Source organism: Actinoplanes sp. NPDC004185 (genome assembly GCF_053603475.1).
Genome location: NZ_JBSGFR010000011.1, coordinates 96,141 through 111,297 on the forward strand (window position 1 = coordinate 96,141; position 15,157 = coordinate 111,297).

General features: G+C 72.6%; 15 protein-coding genes. 3 read left to right on the forward strand and 12 right to left on the reverse strand.

Annotated elements, in window-relative coordinates:
* Nucleotides 1–48 precede the first annotated feature (48 nt).
* Genes ACWEOZ_RS13715 through def form a run of 3 tightly spaced genes read right to left on the reverse strand, consistent with a single transcriptional unit; the run spans nt 49 to nt 3,045 of the window.
* Nucleotides 49–1,566 carry an RsmB/NOP family class I SAM-dependent RNA methyltransferase gene (locus ACWEOZ_RS13715; RefSeq protein WP_451911043.1) on the reverse strand — a complete coding sequence of 506 codons (1,518 nt, stop codon included), beginning with the start codon at nt 1,564–1,566 and terminating at the stop codon, nt 49–51.
* Nucleotides 1,563–2,489 (reverse strand): methionyl-tRNA formyltransferase, encoded by a 927-nt coding sequence (gene fmt, locus ACWEOZ_RS13720; protein WP_451911044.1) that lies wholly within the window; start codon nt 2,487–2,489, stop codon nt 1,563–1,565. The genes ACWEOZ_RS13715 and fmt overlap by 4 nt, the downstream gene beginning before the upstream one ends.
* 4 nt (nt 2,490–2,493) lie before the next feature.
* Complete coding sequence (def, locus tag ACWEOZ_RS13725; protein WP_451911045.1) at nt 2,494–3,045, reverse strand: peptide deformylase; 552 nt, start codon at nt 3,043–3,045, stop codon at nt 2,494–2,496.
* A gap of 134 nt (nt 3,046–3,179) precedes the next feature.
* On the opposite strand from def, the gene ACWEOZ_RS13730 reads away from it, so the two are divergent.
* The 3 genes from ACWEOZ_RS13730 to ACWEOZ_RS13740 are packed head-to-tail and all read left to right on the forward strand — an operon-like array spanning nt 3,180 to nt 5,513.
* Complete coding sequence (locus ACWEOZ_RS13730) at nt 3,180–4,364, forward strand: esterase-like activity of phytase family protein (RefSeq protein WP_451911046.1); 1,185 nt, start codon at nt 3,180–3,182, stop codon at nt 4,362–4,364.
* A gap of 9 nt (nt 4,365–4,373) precedes the next feature.
* The gene (locus ACWEOZ_RS13735; RefSeq protein ID WP_451911133.1) at nt 4,374–4,883 is read left to right on the forward strand and encodes a GNAT family N-acetyltransferase; all 510 of its coding nucleotides are present in this window, start codon (nt 4,374–4,376) and stop codon (nt 4,881–4,883) included.
* Nucleotides 4,884–4,907: 24 nt separating this feature from the next.
* Nucleotides 4,908–5,513 carry a LysE family translocator gene (locus ACWEOZ_RS13740; RefSeq protein ID WP_451911047.1) on the forward strand — a complete coding sequence of 202 codons (606 nt, stop codon included), beginning with the start codon at nt 4,908–4,910 and terminating at the stop codon, nt 5,511–5,513.
* Nucleotides 5,514–5,579: 66 nt separating this feature from the next.
* Here the strand turns inward: ACWEOZ_RS13740 and ACWEOZ_RS13745 are convergent, their stop codons facing one another.
* The 9 genes from ACWEOZ_RS13745 to ACWEOZ_RS13785 all read right to left on the reverse strand — a co-directional run bounded on the left by ACWEOZ_RS13745 (nt 5,580) and on the right by ACWEOZ_RS13785 (nt 15,133).
* On the reverse strand, nt 5,580–7,802 hold the full coding sequence (locus tag ACWEOZ_RS13745) for a primosomal protein N' (RefSeq protein WP_451911134.1): 2,223 nt from the start codon (nt 7,800–7,802) through the stop codon (nt 5,580–5,582).
* 155 nt (nt 7,803–7,957) lie between these two features.
* Nucleotides 7,958–9,148, reverse strand: a complete 1,191-nt coding sequence (metK, locus tag ACWEOZ_RS13750; protein ID WP_451911048.1) for a methionine adenosyltransferase — start codon at nt 9,146–9,148, stop codon at nt 7,958–7,960.
* A gap of 75 nt (nt 9,149–9,223) precedes the next feature.
* The gene (gene coaBC / locus ACWEOZ_RS13755) at nt 9,224–10,447 is read right to left on the reverse strand and encodes a bifunctional phosphopantothenoylcysteine decarboxylase/phosphopantothenate--cysteine ligase CoaBC (RefSeq protein WP_451911049.1); all 1,224 of its coding nucleotides are present in this window, start codon (nt 10,445–10,447) and stop codon (nt 9,224–9,226) included.
* A gap of 71 nt (nt 10,448–10,518) precedes the next feature.
* Entirely contained in the window at nt 10,519–10,782 is a 264-nt protein-coding gene (rpoZ, locus tag ACWEOZ_RS13760) for a DNA-directed RNA polymerase subunit omega (protein WP_015623990.1), read from the reverse strand.
* Nucleotides 10,783–10,803: 21 nt separating this feature from the next.
* Nucleotides 10,804–11,406 carry a guanylate kinase gene (gmk, locus tag ACWEOZ_RS13765; RefSeq protein ID WP_451911050.1) on the reverse strand — a complete coding sequence of 201 codons (603 nt, stop codon included), beginning with the start codon at nt 11,404–11,406 and terminating at the stop codon, nt 10,804–10,806.
* Nucleotides 11,407–11,438: 32 nt separating this feature from the next.
* On the reverse strand, nt 11,439–11,756 hold the full coding sequence (gene mihF, locus ACWEOZ_RS13770; protein WP_125806289.1) for an integration host factor, actinobacterial type: 318 nt from the start codon (nt 11,754–11,756) through the stop codon (nt 11,439–11,441).
* Between the two features lie 183 nt (nt 11,757–11,939).
* Nucleotides 11,940–12,770 (reverse strand): orotidine-5'-phosphate decarboxylase, encoded by an 831-nt coding sequence (gene pyrF / locus ACWEOZ_RS13775; protein WP_451911051.1) that lies wholly within the window; start codon nt 12,768–12,770, stop codon nt 11,940–11,942.
* 21 nt (nt 12,771–12,791) lie between these two features.
* Nucleotides 12,792–14,078 (reverse strand): adenosylmethionine--8-amino-7-oxononanoate transaminase, encoded by a 1,287-nt coding sequence (locus tag ACWEOZ_RS13780; protein WP_451911135.1) that lies wholly within the window; start codon nt 14,076–14,078, stop codon nt 12,792–12,794.
* A 26-nt stretch (nt 14,079–14,104) separates the two neighbouring features.
* A complete protein-coding gene (locus tag ACWEOZ_RS13785) occupies nt 14,105–15,133 on the reverse strand; it encodes a quinone-dependent dihydroorotate dehydrogenase (protein ID WP_451911052.1) in 1,029 nt (342 codons plus the stop codon).
* Nucleotides 15,134–15,157: the final 24 nt, after the last annotated feature.

Genomic DNA, 15,157 nt, shown 5'->3' on the forward strand with positions numbered 1-15,157 from the left:
GTCCATCTTTATACCGGACTTTGTTGACCGGGACAGTGCAGAAGGCGCTCAGCTGGTGCGACGCAGCACCGCCAGGAACATCGCGTCGGTGCCGTGCCGGTGCGGCCACAACTGCACCGTCGGCCCCGGGCCCAGCTTGGGCATGCCCGGCGGCAGCAGCGGGCGCGCGTCCACGAAGTCGACCTCCACGCCGCTGCGGCGGGCGCCCTCGGTGACGGTCACCTGCGTCTCCACCATGTGCGGTGAGCAGGTCACATAGGCGACCACGCCACCGGGACGCACGGCCCGCAGCGCGGCCACGAGCAGCTCCCGCTGCAGGCGGGTCAGCGGCGGCAGATCGGCCGGGGTACGCCGCCAGCGCGACTCCGGACGCCGCCGCAGCGAACCCAGCCCGGTGCAGGGCGCGTCGACCAGCACCCGGTCGAAGCCCTCCTCGGGCAGGTCGGGGTCGCGCCCGACCGTACGGCCGTCGGTCGGCAGCACTGTGACCGGCAGCCCGGCCGTGGCCTGCTCGACCAGCCGGGCCCGGTGGTCGGCGACCTCGACGGCGGTGACCTCGGCGCCGCGCTGCGCGGCGATCGAGCCGAGCAGCCCGGCCTTGCCGCCCGGACCCGCGCACAGGTCAAGCCAGCGGTTGTCCTGGCCCTCGATCGGCGCGGCCAGCAGCGCGGCCGCCACCAGCTGCGAACCCTCGTCCTGCACGTGGGCGCGGCCGTCGCGGATGGCGGCCAGCTCGCTCGGCGAACCCCCGTTGAGGTAGACCGCGTACGGCGAGAACGCGCCCGGCACGCCCTCGACCTCGTCGGCCAGCTCGACGGCGTCGGCCCGGCCCGGCCGCGCGCACAGGTGCACGGTCGGCGGCTGGTTGTCCTCGATCAGCAGCCGGGCGGTGTCCTCCAGGTCACCACCGAGCGCCTCGGCGAACGACCGGATGATCCACTCCGGGTGGTTGTGCACGACCGCGAGGTTGCCGACCGGGTTCTCCGCGTAGTCCGGGGCCAGCTTGGTCAGCCACTCCTCCAGACCGGTGTCCGAGATGGTGCGCATGACCGCGTTGGCGAAGCCGTGGGCGGCCGGCGCGACCGCGCGGACCAGGTCGACGGTCTGGTTCACCGCGGCGTGCGCCGGCACCCGGGTGAAGAGCAACTGGTACGCACCCAGGCGCAACGCGTCGCGAGCAGGCGGATCGATGCGCGACACGTCACGGCCGGCCGCGTCCGCGATGATCAGGTCCAGGGTGCCCACGGCGCGCAGGGTGCCGTAGGTCAGCTCGGTCGCGAACGCCGCGTCCCGGCCGTGCAGCCGCATGTCCCGCAGGATCTGGGCCAGCACCAGGTTCGCGTACGCGTCGTCACGGTGCACGGCCGCGATGGCCTCGTACGCTGCCTGCCGGGCCGGGTCCGACGGCGGACGACCCGCTCGCGGAGCCCGCCCGGAACGGCTGTCGCGGCTCTGGTCCCGGCCCTGCCCGGGGCCGCCGGGGCGGCGCGGGCCGGCGTTGTGCGGCCGGTCGGCACTGTGCCGGCGCTGCTCCTGCGGCCGATCGGCGCGACGGTCTTCAGTCATGAGAGGGTCTCCCCTGGGTTGAGGCGCAGGCCACGCGCCCAGTCGGAGGCCGACATCGGCTTCTTTCCGGCCGCCCGGACCTCGCCCAGGATCACCGGGGTGGTCGCCGTGCCCACCAGCACCTGGGTGCGCTCGACGAGCAGCTCCCCCGGGGCCAGGGCGGCGGCGTTGGCGACCGGGCGCACCGGCCCGAGCTTGAGCCGCTCGTCGCGCAGGGTGGTCCAGGCGCCCGGCGCCGGGGTGCAGGCGCGGATGCGCCGGTCGACGGCGAACGCCGGGTCGTTCCAGCGGACCCGGGCGTCCTCGACGGTGATCTTCGGGGCCATCGACACGCCGTCGGCGGGCTGCGGGTGCGCCCGGGCGGTGCCGGCCTCGATCGCGTCCAGGACGGCGACCAGCAGGCCGGCGCCCTCGGTGGCCAGCCGGGTGAGCAGGTCACCGGAGGTGTCGGTGGGCCGGATCTGCTCGGTCAGCGTGCCGTAGACCGGGCCGGTGTCCATCCCGGCCTCCAGCTCGAACACGCTCGCGCCGGTGACCTCGTCGCCGTGCAGGACGGCGTGCTGCACCGGCGCCGCGCCCCGCCAGGCGGGCAGCAGCGAGAAGTGCAGATTGACCCAGCCGTGCTTGGGGATCTCCAGGGCGCTGGGCGGCACCAGCGCGCCGTACGCGACCACCGGCACGCAGTCCGGGGCGAGCTCGCGCAGCCGCTCCAGGAACTCCGGCTCGCGGGGGCGTTGCGGGGTGAGCACCTCGATGCCACGCTCGTCGGCCCAGGCACCGGCCGGTGAGCGCACCAGGCGGCGGCCGCGGCCGGCCGGGGCGTCGGGACGGGTGACGACGGCGACGATCTCGTGGCCGGAGGCGGCCAGGGCGTCGAGCGACGGCAGGGTCACCTCAGGGGTGCCGGCGAAGATCAGGCGCACCGGGTCACCGCCCCAGGCCGAAGATGCCGTGCGGGTTGACCTTGACCTTCGGCGGGGCGCCGGCGTCGTACCACTCGGCGGCACGGATCTGCTTCATCGCGTCCTTACGTGCGGCGGCGTCCAGCCGGTCCAGGAAGAGCACCCCGTCGAGGTGGTCGGTCTCGTGCTGCACGCAGCGCGCCATCAGGCCGGTGCCGACCAGCTGCAGCGGGTCACCGTTCTCGGTGAAGCCCTGCGCGACGACGTGCTGGCGGCGCTTGGTGTCGACGTACACGCCCGGGATGGACAGGCAGCCCTCCGGACCGTCCTGCTCCTCGTCATCGGGGAACGACAGCACCGGGTTGACGATGTGGCCGGTCACGTCGTCGACGTGGAAGGTGAACACCCGCAGACCCACGCCGAGCTGGGGTGCGGCCAGTCCGGCGCCGCCCTCGTCCTGCATCGTCTCGGTGAGGTCCCGGACGAGCCGGCGCAGTTCCTTGTCGAAGTCGACCACGGCGTCGGCCGGCGTACGCAGCACCGGGTCGCCGAACAGACGGATGGGCTGGACGGTCACGCGGGTGCCACTCCTGACTGCTCACAAGAATTGCTGATCGCACCTAGTCTACGGACGCACCCGCCACCACTGTGCGGGGCCGCTTCACGCCGCCGTCGATCACGGTTCATCCGGGCTCTCTACCGTCCCGCCTCATGCGACTCAACGTTTCCCGGGCGGCCGGCGCCGCCCTGCTCGCCCTCTCGCTCGGCCTGGTGGCCGCGCCCTCCGCGGCGTACTCGGCCGCCGCGCCGACCCTGACCGGCTTCGCGTCCCTGCCGGCCCTGACGTTCGTGCCGGGCAGCGAGCCGTCCGGGGCGGCCCTGGGTACGGCCCCGGTGAACGGCATTGCGGCGCCCTGGGCCGACCAGCCGGTGCAGGGCTTCTCCGGGGTGCTACCCAACGGCGACGGCACCTACGACGTGCTCTCCGACAACGGCTTCGGCACCAAGGCGAACAGCGCCGACTTCCTGCTGCGCATCCAGCGGATCGGCCCGGTCCCGGCCACCGGGGCGGTCGACGTGCTCGGCGGCATCAACCTGACCGATCCCCAGGCCAAGGTCCCGTTCCCACTGGTACGGCCGGACCGCGTCCTGACCGGCGCGGACTTCGACGTCGAGTCGATCGTGCGCGACCCGGACGGCTCCCTGTGGATCGGCGACGAGTTCGGCCCGTGGCTGCTGCACTTCGACCGCGGCGGGCGGCTGCTGAGCGCGCCGATCGCGCTCCCGGGCGTACGCGCCCCGGAGAACGCGGCCGGCGACCCGAACCTGGGCAGCAGCAAGGGCTTCGAGGGCCTGGCCCACTCCCCCGACGGGCGCTACCTGTACCCGCTGCTGGAAGGCACGGTGACCGGTGACACGGCCGGTGACCTGCGCTTCAACGAGTTCGACGTGCGGCGCGGCAGCTACACCGGCAAGCGCTGGACGTACCGCCTGGAGTCACCGTCCCACGCGATCGGCGACGCCGTCCCGGTCGACGCGAACCGCTTCCTGGTGATCGAACGCGACGGCGCCCAGGGCGACGCGGCCGCGGTGAAGCGGATCTACCTGGCCGACCGCCGCGACCGCGACCACGACGGCGTGATGGACAAGTCCCTGGTGGTGGACCTGCTGCGGATCGCGAACCCGCGCGGAGTGGGCGGCTTCGGCAAGACCTTCCGCTTCCCGTTCCAGACGATCGAGGACGTCGCGGTGCTGGACGGCCGGACGCTGGCGGTGCTCAACGACAACAACTTCCCGGGCTCGGCGGGCCGCACGCCGGGCGTGGCGGACAACAACGAGTTCATCACCGTACGGCTGCCGTCGTCCCTGCACCCGGACCCGCGCGTCCTGCCGTGACGCGAACGGATTGACCGCACTGGCAATCTGGGCGCCATGACGATCGAGATCAGGGTGCTCGCGCCCGCGGACATCGACGCCGTTGTCGGGCTGTCGCTGCGGGCGTGGGCGCCCGTCTTCGCGTCCTTCGAGACTGTGCTGGGCGAGGACATCTACCGCCGGATCTACCCGGACTGGCTGTCGTCTCAGGCCCGGGACGTGACGACGGTGTGCACCGAACACGCCCGGACCACGTGGGTGGCCACGGTCGGCGACGAGCCGGTCGGCTTCGTGGCCCTGGTGCTGAACGACGCGGACCGCAGCAGCGAGATCGAGATGCTGGCGGTCGACCCGGCGCACCAGCGCAAGGGCATCGCGGACGCGCTGATCTCGTACGCCGTGGAGCAGGCGCGGGCGGCGGGAGCGCAGCTGGTGGCGATCGGCACCGGCGGCGACCCGGGCCACGCACCGGCCCGCCGCGCGTACGAGAAGGCCGGCTTCACCGCGCTGCCCCAGGTCAGGTACTACCGGGCGCTCTGACGGCGGCGGGGTTACGGTCGGCGGATGACGTGGTCGACGTACGGATCGTTCCTGATCTTCGCGATCGTGCTCGTCCTGGTCCCGGGCCCGGACTTCGCGGTGATCACCAAGAACACCCTGGCCGGCGGGCGCCGCCGGGGCTCGTGGAGCGCGGCCGGGGTGGCCGGCTCCAACGCGGTGCAGGGCCTGGCCGCGGCGGCGGGATTGGGGGCCCTCGTGACCCGGGCGCAGCCGGTGTTCCAGGCGATCAAGTGGGCGGGCATCGCGTACCTGGCGTACCTGGGCATCCAGGCGCTGCGGTCGGCGCTGGCCGGCCACTATGCCGAAGCCGGAGGCGAGGCCTCGGGGGCGGGGTGGCGGCAGGGGTTCCTGTCCAACATCACCAACCCGAAGGTGCTGGTCTTCTACCTGGCGGTGCTGCCGCAGTTCCTGGGGCCGGACGCGCCGCTGGGCGCGCTGCTCGCGCTGGCGCTGAGCCATGCCGTGCTGTCGTTGCTGTACCTGCTGGTGGTGGTGGCCGGGCTGGCCCGGGCTCGGCGGGTGCTGGAGCGGCGGCGCGTCCGGCGCATGCTCGACGCGGCGACGGGGGCGGCGCTGCTCGGCTTCAGCGCCAAGCTGGCCACGGAGTGAGCCGGCGGTCCTCCCGGCCGGGCCGGCCCGGGACGGACTCGCCCGGACCCTGAGCCACCCGCCGGGTCAGAGGAGCTCGGCGGGGTCGATCTGGATGCGGATCGGCACATTGGACTTCTTCACACTGCGGACCGCCGCCGCCTCGTGCAGGGCTCGGGCCAGCGCCCCCGCGCGACCGCGGGAGACGCGGAGCAGCATGCGTTCCTGGTCGTCAGCCGCCGGCACCGGACCGAGGAGCTCGACATCGTCGGGCAGGCGCGCCGCGTCCAGGAACTCGGCCACCGCCTCGGCCTTGCCGGTCACGCTGGCCATCCGGGCCGCCGGCGGGAAGCCCAGCTCCCGGCGTTCGGCGAGCTCACGGGCCGCGAACCAGCCCGGGTCCCAGCGCAGCAACGCCTGCACCGGGGCCAGCGAACCGTCGGCCACGACCACCACCCGGCCACCCTCCGGACCCGGGCGGGCCAGCGCGGCGGCGGACAGCCAGCGCCGCATGGTCTCCTCGGCCGCCCGCAGATCCGCCCGGGACAGCAACGCCCACGTGTCCAGCAGCAACACCGCGCCGTAGCCACCCTCGGCCACGGGCTCCGCTCCCGGCGTGGCGACGACGACGGCGGCCGTTCCGGGAACGGTGGTGAGGATCTCGTCCCGGCCGGAGGTGCGCACCGGGAACCCCGGGAAGGCCCGGCCGAGCTCCTCCGCCGTACGCCGCGCACCGGTCACCGAGGCCCGCAGCCGCCGCCCGCCACAGGCCGGGCAGGCGTAATCGGCCGCGGCCCGGCCACACCAGTGACAGGCCGGCACGTCCCGCGAACCGGCCAGCCCGAGCGGGCCGGAGCAGTGCGGGCACCGGGCCGGGGTCCGGCACTCGGCGCAGGCGGTGGACGGAAGGTAACCCCGCCGCGGCACCTGCACCAGAACCGGCATGCCGGCCTGCAACGCACCGCGGGCGGCCTGCCAGGCCAGACTGGGCAGCCGCGCGGTCACCGCACCCGGATCCCGCGCCAGCTGCGGGTCGTCACCGGTCGGCGCGATGGCCGGGCTGCGCGCCCGCAACGTGCCCCGATCGGCGGCGATCTCCTTGGCCCACCCGGTCTCCAGCAGCAGCTGCGCCTCACCCGTGCGAGCGAACCCCCCGACCAGCGCGGCGCAGTCAGCGAGCTGCGCGCGGGTGAGCAGAACATCGCGGGCATGCGGGTACGGCGCCCGCGGCTCGGCATGCAGGTCATCCCCGTCGTCCCAGATGACCACCAGCCCGAGGTCAGCGACGGGCGCGAACATGGCTGCCCGCGTCCCGGCCACCACCGGCACCCGATGCCGGCTGGCGGCGAGAAACCTCCGGTACCGCTCCGCCGGGCCGGCCGCGGCATTGAGGGCGACATGCCGCCCCTCGCCCAGCACCACGGTCAGAGCCTGATCGAGCCGCTCCAGATCCCGCGCGTCCGGCACCACGATGACCACACCCCGGCCACCCCGCACCACAACGCCGGCAGCCTCAGCGATGCGCGCGGGCCAGTCCTCCCCGGGCAGCGCGGACCACACCGCCCGGGCGGGTCGCCCCTGCTCCAAGGCGTGCAGGTAGGCCCCGCCGGTGGGATAAATCCCCCATCCGTGCGGGACTGCCTCCAGCCGGCTTTCGTCGCGCGCCGCGACGGGGCCGAGATCGCTCCCGCTGCCGGCTGGCGTCGCCTCTGCGGGACCCGGGTCGCCGTCGGCATCAGCGCCGTCCCGCCGCCGGTCATCAGCCACACCCGGACCAGCCGGCGTTCCGCGGATCGGGCCCGGTCCGTCGTCAAGGGCCGTGGCCGGATGGATCTCGGCTCCGACCTGGGACTGCACCACATCCGGCTGGGCCGCCGACACAGCCGATGAATCGGACGTCGCGGGAGGGCCGGCAGCGCCAACGCCCCCCGCCTGGGAAGACGCTGCTGCTGAGCCGGGCGGTGGATCCGCAGGAGGCGGGGTCGCCTGCGCCTCCGCGCGAGCGTGCCGAGGCGGCACAGCCAACCGCAGCACATCCGAGAGATTGCCGGCGTACCGGTCTGCGACAGCGCGGGCCAGCCGCGCCACCTCCGGGTCCAGCACGCGCTCCGGCGAGACCACTTTGTCCAGGTAGGCCAGCTTGCCGCCGTGCGGGCTGGTCTCGGCCCGTTCCAGCAGGAAGCCGTTCACCAGCTGCCCGGCGAAGCGGACCTTGACCCGCACGCCCGGCTGGGCAGCCTCGTCGTCGGCCGCGGACACCAGGTAGTCGAACGGACGGTCGAGATGGGCCAGCGGCACTTCGACGCTCACCCGGGCGACCGGAAGCCGGGGCGCCGGCTCCCGGTCGGGTTTCGCTCTGGCCGCCTTCACCCGCCCATTCTGGCCCGGGGGTACGACATCCTGCGGCGCAAACAGCACGGGTGCCTCGACCGGAGTCGAGGCACCCGTTCCTGGCGTCACCAAGCTCAGGCCGCGGCGGACTTCAGGTCCTGGGCGCGGTCGGTGTTCTCCCACAGCAGCTCGGGCAGTTCCCGGCCGAAGTGGCCGTACGCCGCGGTCCGCTGGTAGATCGGGCGCAGCAGGTCCAGGTCGCGGATGATCGCGGCCGGGCGCAGGTCGAACACCTCGTTGATGGCCTTCTCGATCCGCTCCACCGGCACGTTCTCCGTGCCGAAGGTCTCGACGAACAGGCTCACCGGGTGGGCCTTGCCGATCGCGTACGCGACCTGCGTCTCGCACCGCTCGGCCAGGCCGGCGGCGACCACGTTCTTGGCCACCCAGCGCATCGCGTACGCCGCCGAGCGGTCCACCTTGGACGGGTCCTTGCCCGAGAAAGCACCACCGCCGTGCCGCGCGTAACCACCGTACGTGTCAACGATGATCTTGCGGCCGGTCAGGCCGGCGTCGCCCATCGGGCCGCCGATCTCGAAGCGACCGGTCGGGTTGACCAGCAGGCGGTAGTCCGCCACGTCCAGGCCCAGGCCTTCGAGCTCCGGGGCGATGACGTGCTCACGGACGTCGGGGGTCAGCAGCGACTCCAGCGAGATGTCCGCCGCGTGCTGCGACGACACCACGACCGTGTTCAGGCGCACCGGGCGCAGGCCGTCGTACTCGATGGTGACCTGGGTCTTGCCGTCCGGGCGCAGGTACGGAATCGTGCCGTCCTTGCGGGCGCTCGACAGCCGCCGGGCCAGCCGGTGGGCCAGCGCGATCGGCAGCGGCATCAGCTCCGGGGTCTCGGAGCAGGCGAAGCCGAACATCATGCCCTGGTCGCCCGCACCCTGGGCGTCGAGCGCGTGCTCGGAGTTGCCCTCACGCAGCTCGACCGCGCTGTCCACACCCTGGGCGATGTCCGGCGACTGCGAGCCGATCGACACGCTGACGCCACAGGACGCGCCGTCGAAGCCCTTCTTGGACGAGTCGTAGCCGATGCCCAGGATCGTCTCGCGCACGATGCTCGGGATGTCCGCGTACGCCTTGGTGGTCACCTCGCCGGCCACGTGAACCTGGCCGGTCGTGATCAGGGTCTCCACCGCGACGCGGCTGCGGGGGTCCTGCGACAGCAGGGCGTCGAGAATACCGTCGCTGATCTGGTCAGCGATCTTGTCCGGGTGGCCTTCCGTGACCGACTCGGAGGTGAACAGGCGGCGTGCCACGGTGCTCCTCAGATTTGTCGAAGGTTCGTTCCGCGGCAGTGTAGTCACCGCCGCTTGAGAGCCGCTGGGGCGGCCTCAGCGTGTCCCAGGCGCGCCGACCTGCGGATCAAGGCGCTCGGCGACCTGATCCCATATCGCATCGGCCACATCGTCTTTCGGGAGTTCCCCGAGCTCGGTGGTGCTCCCGTCGGCGCCCAGGATCGTGACCGTGTTGTTGTCCGAGCCGAACACGAGGTCGACGCCCACCTCGTTGACGACGATGAGGTCGGCGCGTTTCCGGACCAGTTTGCCGCGGGCGTTCTCCAGCGCGTCGTGGGTCTCCGCTGCGAAGGCCACGAGCAGCTGACCAGGGCGTTTGGCCGCGCCGAGCTCGGCCGCGATGTCCGGGTTGGTGACCAGTTCGAGGGTGGGCGCCGTACCCTCGTCGCTTTTCTTGATCTTCTGGCCGGCGACCGTGGCCGGCCGGAAGTCGGCCGGGGCCGCCGCCATGACCACCACGTCGGCGGCCGCGGCCGCCTCGACCGTGGCCTTGCGCAGCTCCTCGGTCGTGCCGACGCGCACCACGTCGGCGCCGGCCGGATCGTCCAGAGTGACGTTCGCCGCAATCAGCGTGACGCGCGCGCCGCGGGCGACCGCCGCGCGGGCCAGGGCGTATCCCTGCTTGCCCGACGATCGGTTGCCCAGGAACCGGACCGGGTCCAGCGGCTCGCGGGTGCCACCTGCGGTGACGACCATCCGGCGGCCGGCCAGGTCGGTCTCCGCGGCCGTCCCGCGACGCAGCACCCGCAGGGCGGTGGCGAAGATCTGGGCCGGGTCCGGCAGCCGGCCCTTGCCGGTGTCCGCGCCTGTGAGCCGCCCCACAGCCGGCTCGATGACGATCGCGCCGCGGGACCGCAGGGTCGCGACGTTGGCCCGGGTGGCGGGGTTCTCCCACATCTCGGTGTGCATCGCCGGGGCGTAGACCACCGGGCACGTGGCGGTGAGCAGGGTGTTGGTCAGCAGGTCGTCGGCGATGCCGTGGGCCGCCTTGGCGAGCATGTCGGCGGTCGCGGGCGCGACCACGACGAGCTCGGCGTGCCGGCCGATGCGCACGTGCGGCACCTCGTGCACGTCGTCCCACACCTCGGTGGTCACCGGGCGGCCGGACAACGCGGCCCAGGTGGGCGCGCCGACGAACCGCAGCGCGGACGCGGTGGGCACGACGCGCACGCCGTGCCCCGACTCGGTGAACAGCCGCAGCAGCTCACACGCCTTGTACGCGGCGATCCCGCCGCACACCCCGAGCACGATCTCCGGCATCGGCACACTCCCCGTCAACGAAAAACCCGCGCCCGCGGTGAGCGGGCGCGGGTGCACGGCGGATCAGCGGATCAGGGGTTGTCGGTCGCCTCGGCGGTCAGCAGACCGGCGTTGATCTCGCGCATCGCGATCGAGAGCGGCTTCTCCTGCGGAGTGGTCTCGACCAGCGGGCCGACGTACTCCAGCAGGCCTTCGCCGAGCTGGCTGTAGTAGGCGTTGACCTGGCGGGCGCGCTTGGCCGCGAAGATCACCAGCGAGTACTTCGACGAGGTCTTGTCGAGCAGCTCGTCGATCGGCGGGTTGGTGATGCCTTCGGGGTTGGCGATGGTTCCCACAGTGATGTACTTCCTTAATTCTCAGCTTGACACCGGCGGCTGAGCGGGAGTCAGAAACGACGAACCGAGCAATCCTACCAGCTCGTCGGCGGCGCGCTCGACGAAGTCGTTGACCACGGTGCGGTCGAACTCCTTCTCGGCGGCGAGCTCCTCGTCGGCGTGCGCCAGGCGCCGCCGGATGGTGTCCTCGTCGTCGGTGCCGCGGCCGATCAGCCGGCGCTTGAGCTCCTCGACGCTGGGCGGGGCGAGGAAGACGAGCTGCGCGTCGGGCATCGTGGCCCGCACCTGGCGGGCGCCCTGAAGATCGATCTTGAGCAGCACCGGGCGGCCCTGCGTGAGCCAGCCCTCGACCTGGGCCCGGGGCGTGCCGTAGAGGTTGCCCGCGAATTCGGCCCACTCGAGCAGCTGGTCGCCGTCGACGAGGCGCTGGAACTCCTGCCGGGTGACGAAGTGGTAGTGCTCGCCGTCGGTCTCGTAGTCGCGCTTCTTGCGGGTTGTCACCGACACCGACAGCTTGATCCATGGCGAGCGCGCCCGGATCAGCTCGATCACGCTGTCTTTGCCCACCCCCGAGGGGCCGGACAGGACGGTGAGTCGGGCTGCCGGGCGCGCGTCGTCATCCATGCTCACAGGCTCATTCAACACGAGCCGGTGAGTCAGTTCGCAGCGAACTCCCCCAGGAGGGCCTTACGCTGCTGCTCGCCCAGGCCACGAAGACGGCGGCTGTCGGCGATTTTGAGCTTCTCCATGATCTGGGTGGCCCGGATCTTGCCGATGCCCGGCAGCGCCTGGAGCACGGCCGAAACCTTCAGCTTGCCGACGACGTCGTCGCCTTCCGCCCGGTCGAGCACGGCGGCGAGGGTGGTCTTGCCAGACTTGAGCTGATCCTTCAGCTCGGCCCGGGCCTTGCGAATCTCCGCGGCCTTCTCCAGCGCGGCTTTACGCTGCTCGGGGCTTAGTTGCGGGAGCGGCACCAGTTCTCCTCAGGTCCCTATCGCACCGGTAGTCCAATACCGGCACTCTGTGAAACGTGGTGTGCCAGGGAACCAAAGGGGCATGTGGTTCCTGGCGCCGGGAAAACTAGCGGTCAACGGCGGTTTCGGCAACGTGGGGGTACCCCCCACCCGGACCGGGGCAGGCCTGCTAGGCAGGCCGTTTCACCCGATCACGGCGCTACAGGCGGTGACCGCGCGGTCCGCGGCGGCCCGCAGGGCGGTCACCTCGGGGCCCGCGCCGAGGACCTCGCGTGAGTACGAAGGCAGCACGTTCCGCAGGCTGTCACCGAAAATTTCGCGCAGGTCCGCGGGGCTTCCACCCTGTGCTCCGAGGCCCGGGGCGAGCAGTGGTCCGTTCACCTTGGACAGGTCGTGACCGGTCGCGCCGATCGTCGCGCCGACCACCAGCCCGAGGCTGCCGAGCGGCTCCGCACCCACGTTGACCTGCGCAATCTCGTCGATCACGGTCTGCGCGACGGTCCGGCCGCCGGCGCTCACGGCGTGCTGGACGCCCGCTCCCTCGGGATTGGAGGTCAGCGCCAGAACGAAAACGCCACCGCCGTGCGCGGCCGCCATGTCGAACGCGGGCTGCAATGAGCCGACTCCGAGATAGGGACTCACAGTGATCGCGTCAGCACACAGCGAACTGTCCGGATTGAGGTAAGCGCTTGCGTACGCGGCCATCGTCGAGCCGATGTCGCCGCGCTTCACGTCCAGGAGCACCAGCGCACCGGCCTCGCGTGACTGTCGGATAGTTGACTCAAGAACGGCGACACCACGTGACCCAAATCTCTCAAAGAAAGCCGACTGCGGCTTGAGCACGGCGACCCGATCGGCCAGTGCTTCGACAACCGTTAGGGCGAAGCGTTCCAGGCCGGCGACGTCGTCCGGGAGACCCCAGCGGGCGAGCAGAGCGGCGTGCGGATCGATGCCGACACACAGCGGCCCCCGCTCCCGGGTGGCACGGTGCAGGCGGCTTCCGAAGGACTCCATAGGGGCGTTCTCACTTCCGTGTCAGGTGGCGGACACCGCCGCGGCGATTCCTTGGGTAATGCGGGCGACGTCGGCGTCGTCGGTGACGTACGGCGGCATCGTGTAGATCAGGTCCCGGAACGGCCGCAGCCAGACCCCGGCGGCCACGGCGGCAGCCGTCGCCGCGGCCAGGTCGACGGCGTGATCGAGCTGGACCACGCCGATCGCGCCCAGGACCCGCACGTCAGCGACCCCGGGAAGGCCCCGCAGCGGCTCGAGACCGGCACGGAGGCCCGTTTCGATACGCCCGACCCGGCCCCGCCAGTCCTGGGCCCGCAGCAGGCCGATGGAGGCGTTGGCGACGGCGCAGGCCAGCGGGTTGCCCATGAAGGTCGGCCCGTGCGCCAGCCCGCCGGCGCTGCCGGCCGAGACGGCGTGGGCCACCGCGGCAGTGCAGAGGGTGGCCGCCAGGGTGAGATATCCCCCGGTGAGGGCTTTGCCCAGGCACATGATGTCGGGCGTCACCCCGGCGTGGCCGGCGGCGAAGAGCTCACCGGTACGGCCGAAGCCGGTCGCGATCTCGTCGAAGATCAGCAGTACGCCGTGAGCAGCGGTCACCTCACGCAGCACCCGCAGGTAACCGGGGTGATGCATGCGCATGCCGCCGGCGCCCTGCACGACCGGCTCGACGATGACGGCGGCGAGCTCATCGGCGTGCCGGGCGACCAGCTCGGTCAGCTCGGTGGCGTAGGCCTCGTCGTAGCCGGCCGGCGGCGGCCCCGCGAAGACCTGGGCGGGCAGCACCCCGGTCCACAGCTGGTGCATCCCGCCGACCGGGTCGCAGACGCTCATCGGATGGAACGTGTCGCCGTGGTAGCCGCCGCGCCACGTGGCGAGCTTGCGCCGGCCCGGCCGCCCCCGGGCGAGCTGGGCCTGCAGCGCCATCTTGATGGCCACCTCGACCCCGACCGAGCCGGAGTCGCAGAGGAAGACGTGCTCGAGCCCGTCCGGGGTCAGCTCGACCAGGGTGGTGGCAAGCTCGACGGCGGGCGCGTGGGTGAGCCCGCCGAACATGACGTGGCTCATCCGGCCGGCCTGCTCGCTCAGCGCCGCGTCCAGCACGGGGTGCCGGTAGCCGTGGATGGCCGCCCACCACGACGACATGCCGTCGATGAGCTCCCGCCCGTCGGCCAGCCGCAGCCGGACACCCTCGGCGCTCTCGACGACGTAGGGCTCGCTGCGCCCGGGCATCGGCCCGTAGGGATGCCAGACGTGGGCCCGGTCGAGGGCCAGCAGCTCGGCCTCGTCCCGCCCGCCGCCGCGACTCAAGACCGGCCCCGCGACCGGGCCGGGGTTCACGGCGTGGCCTTCTCCCCGGCATTCGCGTAGGCCCTGGCCGTCGCCCGGACCAGAGCCGGCCCGCGGTAGATGAAGCCGGTGTAGAGCTGCACCAGAGCCGCCCCCGCGTCGAACATGCGGGTCGCGTCGTCCGGCTCCAGGATGCCGCCCACGCCGATGATGGGCAGGCGGCCGCCGGTCTCCTCGTGGACGAAGTGGACGATCTTGCGGGCCCGTTCGGTGAGCGGCCGCCCGGACAGCCCGCCCGTCTCCCCCGCCCGCGGCTGGTCGGCCGCCGCCAGCCCGTCGCGGGACAGCGTCGTGTTGGTCGCGATGACGCCCGCCGCGCCGTACGCCAGGCAGACCTCGAGGAGCTCCGCGATGGCCGGTTCGGTCAGGTCCGGGGCGATCTTCACCAGCACCGGCTTCCGGCCCACCAGCGCCCCGAGCAACGCCGCCAGGGCCGACTTGTCCTGCAGCGTACGCAGCCCGGGGGTGTTGGGTGACGACACGTTGACCGCGATGTAGTCCGCGTACGGGTGCAGCAGGTTGTAGGACGTCAGGTAGTCCTCCACCGCTTCCTCCAGCGGCGTGACCTTGGACTTGCCCAGCGAGATGCCCAGCGGCACCGCCAGGGGTCCCAGCTCGGCCAGGCGGGTGGCCAGGGCCGCCGCGCCCGCGTTGTTGAACCCCATCCGGTTGATCACGGCCTCGCTGTCCCGCAGCCGGAACAGCCGGGGCTTGTCATTGCCGGGCTGCGGTTTCGCGGTGACCGTGCCGACCTCGACGAAGCCGAAGCCGAGCGCGGGCCAGGCCGGCAGGGCCACGCCGTTCTTGTCCATGCCGGCCGCCAGCCCCACCGGGTTCGGGAACCGCACCCCGAAGGCCTCCACCGGCGCCTCGACCGCATAGCGGCTGCTCAGCAGCGCCCGCGTCCGGGCGCCCAGCGACGCCAGCCGGGCCAGGGTGAACTCGTGCGCCTTCTCCGGGTCACCGCCGCCCAGCCGGAACAGAACCGGCCGGACGGCCCCGGTGAACGCGCTCACGCGATCGCCTCGGCCGTGCCCCGT